At 71.2% G+C, this 8,739-nt stretch carries 6 protein-coding genes and 2 pseudogenes; 3 read left to right on the top strand and 5 right to left on the bottom strand.

Going from position 1 to position 8,739, the window contains the following annotated elements:
• Window positions 1-2,288, bottom strand: a 2,288-nt coding sequence (locus RH94_RS14560) for an AAA family ATPase (protein WP_234425769.1), incomplete at its 3' end; no start/stop codon positions are given.
• Entirely contained in the window at window positions 2,285-3,448 is a 1,164-nt protein-coding gene (locus RH94_RS14565; RefSeq protein WP_073948034.1) for an exonuclease SbcCD subunit D, read from the bottom strand. The genes RH94_RS14560 and RH94_RS14565, both read right to left, overlap by 4 nt.
• Window positions 3,449-3,998: 550 nt before the next feature.
• On the opposite strand from RH94_RS14565, the pseudogene RH94_RS14570 reads away from it, so the two are divergent.
• A pseudogene (locus tag RH94_RS14570) lies at window positions 3,999-4,553 on the top strand (transposase); the annotation flags it as partial.
• Window positions 4,554-4,625: 72 nt separating this feature from the next.
• On the opposite strand, the pseudogene RH94_RS14575 reads toward RH94_RS14570, so the two are convergent.
• A pseudogene (locus tag RH94_RS14575) lies at window positions 4,626-5,036 on the bottom strand (VOC family protein); the annotation flags it as partial.
• 58 nt (window positions 5,037-5,094) lie between these two features.
• Window positions 5,095-5,811 (bottom strand): hypothetical protein, encoded by a 717-nt coding sequence (locus tag RH94_RS41370; protein WP_199880956.1) that lies wholly within the window; start codon window positions 5,809-5,811, stop codon window positions 5,095-5,097.
• Between the two features lie 231 nt (window positions 5,812-6,042).
• Here RH94_RS41370 and RH94_RS14585 point away from each other — a divergent pair, with 231 nt between their 5' ends.
• Together RH94_RS14585 and RH94_RS14590 are read left to right on the top strand one after the other, a co-directional pair.
• A complete protein-coding gene (locus RH94_RS14585) occupies window positions 6,043-7,227 on the top strand; it encodes a phage baseplate protein (RefSeq protein WP_234425770.1) in 1,185 nt (394 codons plus the stop codon).
• 513 nt (window positions 7,228-7,740) lie between these two features.
• Entirely contained in the window at window positions 7,741-8,268 is a 528-nt protein-coding gene (locus RH94_RS14590) for a transposase (protein ID WP_234425771.1), read from the top strand.
• A 215-nt stretch (window positions 8,269-8,483) separates the two neighbouring features.
• Here the strand turns inward: RH94_RS14590 and RH94_RS43360 are convergent.
• Window positions 8,484-8,739, bottom strand: a 256-nt coding sequence (locus RH94_RS43360; protein WP_234425772.1) for a DUF1949 domain-containing protein, incomplete at its 5' end; no start/stop codon positions are given.

Here is an 8,739-nt window from a genome sequence, read left to right on the forward strand (position 1 = left end):
AGGTCGGCGGGCGGCTGCCGGGCGGCGTCCGCGGTGCCGGCCTCGGCGAGGACGGCCCGTACGGCGGCCTCCTCCGTGTGCCAGGCGTCCAGGCGTTGTTGCAGCTCGCGGTGGGCGGCGTCGTCGAGGAGGGCGGCGGCCGCGGCCTGCGGGGTGTCGAAGCCGGCCCGGAAGGCGGCGTCGGCGAGCCGTCCGTCGGCGTCCTTGAGCCGCTCGGCGCTCTCCTCGGCGGCGCGCGCGGTTTCGGCGGCGTCGCTGAGCAGCGCGGCCCGGCGCTCCAGTTGGGCGGCCCGCGCGGCGACGCTGCCGGCGGTGCCTCTGGCCTCGGCCAACTCCGCTTCCAGAGAGGCCTTCTCGCGGTCCAGGCTCTCCCTGCGGGTCAGCCGGGAGGCCGCGCGGACCTCGGCCCGGCGGCGGTCGGCGAGCCGCCGCTCGCGCTCCTCCTCGGCGGTGCGCAGTTCCTGCTGTGCCGCGTGCAGCGCGGAGGCGTCCCGGCGTGCCCTTTCGAACAGCGCCTCCAATTCCTCCGCCTCCTCGGCGAGTTGCGCGGTGGATGCGTCGCCCGCCTCGGCGGTGGCGGCGGCCAGGGCCTCGCGTACGGCGCCGAGGCGGCGCTCGTCCTCGGCGCGATGTTCGTCGGCGGTCTGGTAGGCGGCCAGGGCGCGCTCCTCCGCCTCGCGGTCGACGTGTCCGGCGACCTTGCGCGCGGGTGCGGGGTGTTCGGTGGCGCCGCAGACGGCGCAGGGCTCGCCGTCGTCGAGGTTCGCGGCGAGTTCGGCGGCGATGCCGTTGAGCCGCCGTTCCTTCAGCCGCAGCCACTGCTCCTTGGCGCGCAGGGCGCCCTGGGCGGAGGCGAGCGCGCGCCGCCGTGCCTCCTCGGTGGCCCCGGCCAGCTCGTCCCGCGTCCGGGCGGCGGCGAGCCGCTGCCGCGCGGGTTCGCGCCGTACGGCGAGTTGCTCGGCCCTCCTGGCGGCCTCCTGGGCGGTGTCGATCCGGGAAAGCAGTTCCGGCCGGGTGGTTTCCCACCCGGCGAGCCAGTCCTCGGCGTCTCGCAGTACGTCGTCGTCGGCGCGCTCCTGCCGGTCCACCTCGGCGCGTTCGGCGACGACCTCGGCCAGGCGCTGCTCGGCGCGGCGGGCCGACTCGAGGCCGCCCAGCTCCTCGGCGGCCCGGCGGGCGGCGGCGGCGAGCCCGGCCGCGCCGGCGTCGGCGAGGTCCTCCGGGAGCAGCGCACGCGCGCGTGCCTCGGCGGCGGCCGCTCCGCGGTGCTCGGCATCGGCGGCCTCGCGCAGTTCGAGGGCCGGCGCCACCGTCTCGGCCTTGCGCCCCCGCTCCACCCGTGCCCGCGCCTCCCGGTGGGCGTCGGCCCGCTCCTCCAGGCGCGCGGCGCGCTCCTGCGCCTCGGCGAACCGCCGCTGCAGCCGGGCCACTTCGCGTACCCCGCCCAGGGCCCGCTCGGCGGCGGCGTGGGCGGACTCGGCGGCCGTGAGCCGGCAGTGGGCGACGGCCATCTGCTCACGGGCGGTGCTGCGGGCGACGGCGGCCGCGGTCAGGACGGCCTGCGCCAGTCCGGGGTCGCCCGGCGCGAGTTCCGGCAGTTCCATGGCCTCGCCCGCCGCCTGCTGCATGCGGTGGGCATCGGCCAGCAGCGCGGCGTCGCCCTCGCGCACCTGCGCCTCGGTGGCCCGTCTGCGTTCGGCGAGGCGCTTTTCGACCTCGGCGAAACGACGGGTGTCGAACAAACGGCCGAGCAGTTTGCCGCGGGCCTCGGCGTCGGCGCGCAGGAAGCGCGCGAAGTCGCCCTGCGGCAACAGCACGACCTGGCAGAACTGTTCGCGGCTCATCCCGAGCAGTTGCGTGATCTCCTCGCCGATCTCCTGGTGGGAGCGGCTGAGGTCCTTCCAGGCGCCGGCTGCCGCGTCGTACTCGCGCAGCCGGCTCTGGGCCTTGTCGAGCGTCGTGCCCGTGCCGCGCTTCTTCGGGCGTTCCCAGGGCGGCTGCCGGGTGATCTCCAGCCGGCGTCCGGCGACGGTGAGGTCGAGGGTGACCTGGGTGCGGGTGCCCGCGGCGGCGTGGTCGCTGCGCAGGGCCGTTCCCTGCCCGCTCTGCCGGGCGCCGGGCACCGAGCCGTACAGGGCGTAGCACACGGCGTCCAGGACGGAGGTCTTGCCGGCGCCGGTCGGACCGTGCAGCAGGAACAGTCCGGCGGCCGACAGCGCGTCGAAGTCGACCGTCTGGGAGCCGCCGAAGGGCCCGAAGGCGGTGAGGTCGAGCCGGTGCAGCCTCACCGCGCCACCTCCCGCACCGCCTCGTCGGCGCGCACCGCGTCGAACGCCTCGCGCAGCACGGTCCGTTCGCGCTCGTCGGGTTCCGCGCCGCGCACGTGGGCCACGAAGTCCTCCGCGATCTGCTGGTCGTCGCGGCCGGCGAGGCGGCGGGCGTAGGAGACGTCCGGTTCGCCGGGGGCGCGTTCGGGGTCGAAGACGAGGCTGAGGGTGTGCGGGAAGCGCTCGGCGAGGCGGGCCATGGGGTCGGCCGGGCGGACCGCGTCGGTGAGGGTGGCCTCGACCCAGGCGTCCTCGTGGCGGGACAGCTCGGGGTCGGCGAGGAGGTCGTCCAGCGTGCCCCTGAGGCGGGCCAGCGGGCGCGGCACCGGGCAGTCGACACGCTCGGCGGTGACCGCGCCGTCGGCGTCGAGGTCGACCAGCCACATGCTCTTGCGGTGGCCGGCCTCCGAGAAGGAGTACGGCAGCGGGGATCCGGAGTAGCGCACGCGCTCGGTGATGGTCTGGCAGCCGTGCAGATGCCCCAGGGCGACGTAGTCGACGCCGTCGAAGACACCCGCGGGGACGGCCGCCACCCCGCCGACGGTGATGTCCCGTTCGCTGTCACTGGCCTCGCCTCCGGTGACGAAGGCGTGCGCGAGGACGACCGAGCGGGTGCCACGCGCGCGCGTGGCGAGGTCGGCGCGGACCCGGTCCATGGCGGCGGCGAGCACCGCCTCGTGGCCCGCTCTGCCGACCCCGAACTCGTCCTTCACCAGGGCCGGTTCGAGGTAGGGCAGGCCGTAGAGGGCCACGTCCCCGTGAGCGTCCGCCAGGACCACCGGAGTCCCGCACGCCGACGGCTCGGTGCGCAGGTGGATGCCCGCCCGGCCGATCAGCCCCGCGCCGACGCCCAGGCGGCGGGCCGAGTCGTGGTTACCGGAGATCATCACCGTGGGCACACCGAGGGCGGCGAGCCGGTGCAGGGCGTCGTCGAACAGCTCGACCGCGGCCAGCGGGGGCACCGCGCGGTCGTACACGTCTCCCGACACGACCACCGCGTCGACCTCGCGCTCGCGCACGGTCGTGACGAGGTGGCCGATGAACTCGGCCTGGGCTCCGAGCATGTTCACCCGGTGAAACGCCCGGCCCAGATGCCAGTCGGAAGTGTGCAGCAATTTCATGAAATCGCTCTACCCTGCATGTTTACCCCTACTTTTCCCCTAAAACCAGCACGAACCGGCACGGGCTCGCCGCCAACGTCCACCACGCTAACGCCTGTCGCCCCCTTGCCTCATCACTGGTCTCAAACCACCCCGGGCGAATGCGCTGCGGCCTGCCTTCTGTGCGCCGACGATAAACGCACGACGCGATCCCCCTGTCGGGGCGTGTGGGGGAGAACGTCGATTGACGCCGGAACGCGAGGTCCGGCGCCAATCAACGGCCTGATCGGGCCACCGGGTGCGAGCCCGTAACGGTGATCGGGAGCCCCCTGGCACGGACTCCCAAGAGGCGTCCCGTTGCATCACCAACCCTCTCTGTCCGGCTATGGGTTGTCCCGCAAACGCTGGGCGGACCAGATGCTGAGCGGGCTACTCGCGAGACTCCGGCACGGCTGCTGTGACAGCCTGCGCCTCGCGCCGCAGCACGATGATCAGATTGCCGAACCGCCGCGGGCTCAGCCCGGTGAACGGGGCTGTCCGGGAGGGCTCCGACGCCGTGAATCACACCGGCCAGTCGGCGCCGCTGTCCGGGGTGTCCAAGTCGGCCGCCGACCGCATCATCGACCACCTCGGACCGGCACTCGCGCTCCAGCCACGCAAGCGGTTCCGCAAGGACACCGCGCCGATCACGGACGGCACCCTGGCGCCCACCCGCGACTGCACCGTGGCCGAGCGGTCGAAGAACTACCGCTGCTCCACCAACCACCAGGTCGTCATCGACGCCGACACCCGGATGGTCGTCGCCGTCGGCCGACCGGTCACCGGCAACCGCAACGACTGCACGGCGGGGGAACTGTCCGGCGCCAAGGACTCCGTCGGCAACACCAAGGTCATCACGGACGGCGGCGGCCTGGTCATCCCACACCGCCGCGAGAAAGGCCGGGCCGAACTCCCGGCCTGGAAGGAGGAGCACAACACCTCCCACCGCAAGGCCAGGGCCCGCGTGGAGCACGTCTTCGCGCGGATGAAGACCTGGAAGATCCCTCGCGACTGCCGCCTGAAGGGCGACGGCGTTCACACCGCGATGCTCGGCACCGTCCGGCTGCACAACCTCGCCCTTGCAAGACAATTCCCGCCCCCTACGAGACCAGGGAGGTCCAGGGGAGGCGGCTCCCCACCTCGCCGGCTCGGAGGATGCTCAGTCGAGACAGAACTCGTTGCCCTCGATGTCCTGCATCACGATGCACGAATCGTTGCCGTCATACAGGAGTCGCACGCGTACCGCGCCGAGCGGGACCAGTCGTGCGCATTCGGCCTCGAGCGCGGCCAGGCGCTCTTCCCCCACGAGTCCGGTACCGACTCTCACGTCAAGGTACAGCCGATTCTTGGCGACCTCGCCTTCGGGGACGCGCTGAGAGTGCGGTCGCGGGCCCACACCTGAGGGATCACTGCAGGCGAACCATGAACCCTGATCCTCAGGAGCCTGAGAGCGGTCGAAATCGTCCCACGTGGCGAACCCCGCCGGTGGCGGCGGTACGACGCACCCCCACATCTCGTACCAAAAGCGAGCGAGACGCTCAGGTTCCGCGCAGTCGAAGGTGACCTGGAACTACTTGATCGACGACACAGGCGCACCATGACAGGGAGACACTGTCGCTCATCACCCTTTAGGGAACCGCACGTTGACGGGAGGACGGTCCTTGCGATCCGCTGCTGCGTCGTGCAGTCGCAGGGGTTGGCCCGATGTCGATGCCCCAAGGGGGTGCCCGCCGTTCCGGACCAGGCCGTCGGCCACGGCCTTCGCCGCGTTTCCCGAGGGCAGCCTGTCGGCCCGGGTCCGCACCTACGGAGAAGACTCCTCCCGAGTGAGGACCGGAACCGCACCCATCCCGAGCCGTGAACGCCCGCAACCTCGCCAGGCCCTCGGCCACCTTGGACATCATCCCAGTATCAAGCTGTCCTGACCACGGGGGAACTTCAAAGTGCCGGGCTCCGCCGGAGTACCACAGGTCGTTGCCCTTCTCCGTGGTCCCGGCGACGCGGTCGCAGGAGATGAGGGTGCCGTCCAGCACCATGTGGCTCATCTGCTGCGCGCGGCAGCGGTCCAGCACTTCGTGCAGCTCGGGGGTCGCGTCGGCCAGGACGTCGATTGCCTCGTGGAGGTAGCGGTAGCCGGTGGCCTGGGAGATTCCTGCGGCGCGGGCCAGGCAGTGCACGCAGCCGGCCTCGCGGAACCAGCTCAGCACGAAGACGGCCTGCTGGAAGGGGCCCAGTACACGGGAGCCCTTCGGGGTACCGATCCGGCGGCGGTGAGCGACCAGCAGTCGGGCCACGTACTGCACCACGTGGCGCGGGACGTCGAGCATGGCACCGTAGGTGACCAACGTGAAGCCTCTGGTGCGGCGGACGACCTTGTGGTGAGAACCGTCCTATCAGGGGCTTTACGTCTGTCCACACCCGGGCCGCCACTGCCTGATCCAGCCCTTGACGTCCCGATCGACCCACTTCACGAAGATCATTCCGCCGAGAAAACGTCACTGTCACCCGATTGGACTAGACACTCCCGAATCCCGGAGCCCTCGCGACCGCCCCCGACCTCGTGACAATCTTCGATCATGTCACATGACAATTCCAAGCACACCAGCCGCCGCTCGCTTCTCGCCTGGGGCGGCGCCGGCGCACTCACCGCCGCGACCGTGTCCCTCGGCTCCGGGACCGCCTCGGCCGCCGCGTACCCCGCGTCCGGCTCGGCCCTTCTGGTGCCCTCGGCCCGGCTGGACCTGAACAGTCCGGCGGAGAACTGGATACGTGAGAAGGCCACCCGCGGCACCACGATCATCCAGGCGATCGGATACGACAACGTCAACCGCCACATCTACCTCACCCAGGTGACGCAGGGCGGTCTGCAGCTCTCCGGCGAGTCCGCCCCGGTGTCCGCTGCCGACCGCAACAAGAACGGCGACCTGACCGTCACCAAGTGGGACATGGCCGGAAACACCCTCGGCTACATGTACCTGCGCGGCTTCGGGCATGGTGCGAGCATCGGCGTCGAACCGGTCGGCAGCAAGGCGTACCTCTGGACCGAGGTCGACTCCGTCACGATCGAAGACAAGCCCGGCGAGTTCAGCAGCCGCGGAACTCGCCTGGCCCGCTTCCCGTTCGTCAGCGGCCAGGTGCTCAACAAGACCTCCTCCGCGCTGACCAAGTACACTCCCGTGCCGGGCTCCACGCGAAACGGGGTCAGCATCGACCCGGTCTACGGCCGCCTCGTCGTCCGCTACCGGGACACGGACAACGTGACGAAGTACCAGGTGCACGACCTTGACCTGGCGCGGCTCAACAACTGGACCAAGCCGCTGGCGGCCATCAGCGAGCCGAGCCTCACCGCGATCCCCGGCTGGCCCATCACCACGTACGGCAAACCGTTCCACCAGGGCTTCGCCTCGGTCGGCCGGTACCTCTACATGCTGCACGGCAACTCGTACGGCTCCACTCAGACGATCAACGGCCAGACCGTGGTGATCTCCCAGACGGGGCAAGGCAACACGTTCCTCTCCTGCCTCGACCTCGCCACAGGCGACTTCGCCCCCGCCGCGCCCTCCCCCTGGGTCAACAGCGTCAACCCCTGCCACACCAAGGCCGCGTACACGCTGGAGTACCGGGAGCCGGAAGGGCTCGCCGTGTATGTCCCGGACATCGACCAGCCCGGCGTGTTCAGCCTCGGCATGGGCTTCGCCTCCGGTGCATCGGGCGCACGGCGTGCGTCGATCTACGGCAAGTCCGTGCTGATCCAGCCGTAGCGGTGCGGACAGGGCCGCGGTCCCTCTCGCGCCCTCGAGTCACCTGGCGTGACCAGCGGGAACGTCCCTTCGGAAGCCAGCCGAAGGGCAGGGTTTGATCAAGTTCCGGAGTCATGCGGCTCAGCGGCAGGCTCGGGCCACCTCATGATCACGGGGTTTCGACACCACAATGATCACAAAGCCCGTGCCTGCTCCGCCATGTCCTGCGTCCGGCAGCGCCTCGTCGGCGTCTCAGTCCGCCGAGCCCGTGGGTCAGCCGGATACGGCGACAGACGGCCACGCGGGCCTGCCGGCGCAGGCGTTTCGGGAGGCCACCCGCACCACGCGCAGCAGGTGGCGCTGGCCAGGGTCGGCCTGGGCGAGCACCGGGCATGCGTGGCCTCCCTTGATTCTGTGGGCAGCACTGGCCGTATTCGTGGAGGCCTTCACTGGGCTCGACTCTGTCGGGGATCTTGGAGTTTCCCGGTGTGACGGCATGATCAACAGGCATGCTCGGGGCTGTTCCGCAGGCCGATGCAGTTGTCGAGGTGTCCGTTGTCCCTCCGTCCCCGTTCCGGTGAGCAGGTCCCGTCTCTGGCCGCGCAGGTCGCGCGGGCGAGCAACCCGGACGGTACGACAGCGATATGGGTGCGGGACCGGTTGGACGGGCTGTGGTGCGACGAGGACTTCGTGGGCTGGTACCCGCGCGACGGCCGTCCCGGTCTTTCGCCCGCCCAGCCGACCACCGTCTGCGTACCGCGGTTCCTGCTGGGTCTGTCGGACCGGCAGGCGGCGGAGGCGGTCCGCTGCCGCACCGATTTCACATACACCCTGGCCATGGAGCTGGACGATCCCGGCTTCCACCACAGCGTGCCGGCCGACTTCCGCGACCGTCTCACCCGGGGTGACCGCGCGAGAACTCCGCGACCTGCGAGTCCGTGTCCGCAGCGAACAGCGGACACCCGAGTGGAAGGCCCGCTACGCGGTCCGCGCCGTAGGCGGCCTCGAACGCGACCGGTGCGCCGATCGGCGGATCCCCGATCACCTACAGCACCGGCTTGACCCCGTTCGGCACGTTCCGGTCGGCCTGCACCGCACCATCGTGATCCACCACGGCGATCTGCGACCGCTTGCGATGCACGTCGGTACCGACGTGGACGGACATCGAGGGCCTCCTTCCCGAGCCCGTTCCGTACCCGGACGGTAGGCATCGCCGGGCTGAGCAGGGAAGGGGCCCGGCCCTCACAGGGTCAGGTCATCACCATAATCCGAGATCTCTACCGAACCCGGGGTGGTTCACCGTAGGCTTCCCCGCCCAGTTCGAACCCGGCCGTCCCGGCCGTGGCGTCCGCCAGCCAGTTCCGGAATGCGTCCACGTCGGCTTCCGGCAGGCCGATCTCGATGGTGACCGCCTCGCCGTAGCGCACGTCGCGCACCTCGCGGCCGGTGGCCCTGAGGTCGTTCTGCACCTTGCCGGCCCTGTGGTGGTCCACGGTCACCGTGGCGATGCGGAACCTGCGGCGGGTGCGGGTG

The organism is Streptomyces kebangsaanensis (assembly GCF_001906585.1).
GTDB lineage: Bacteria > Actinomycetota > Actinomycetes > Streptomycetales > Streptomycetaceae > Streptomyces > Streptomyces kebangsaanensis.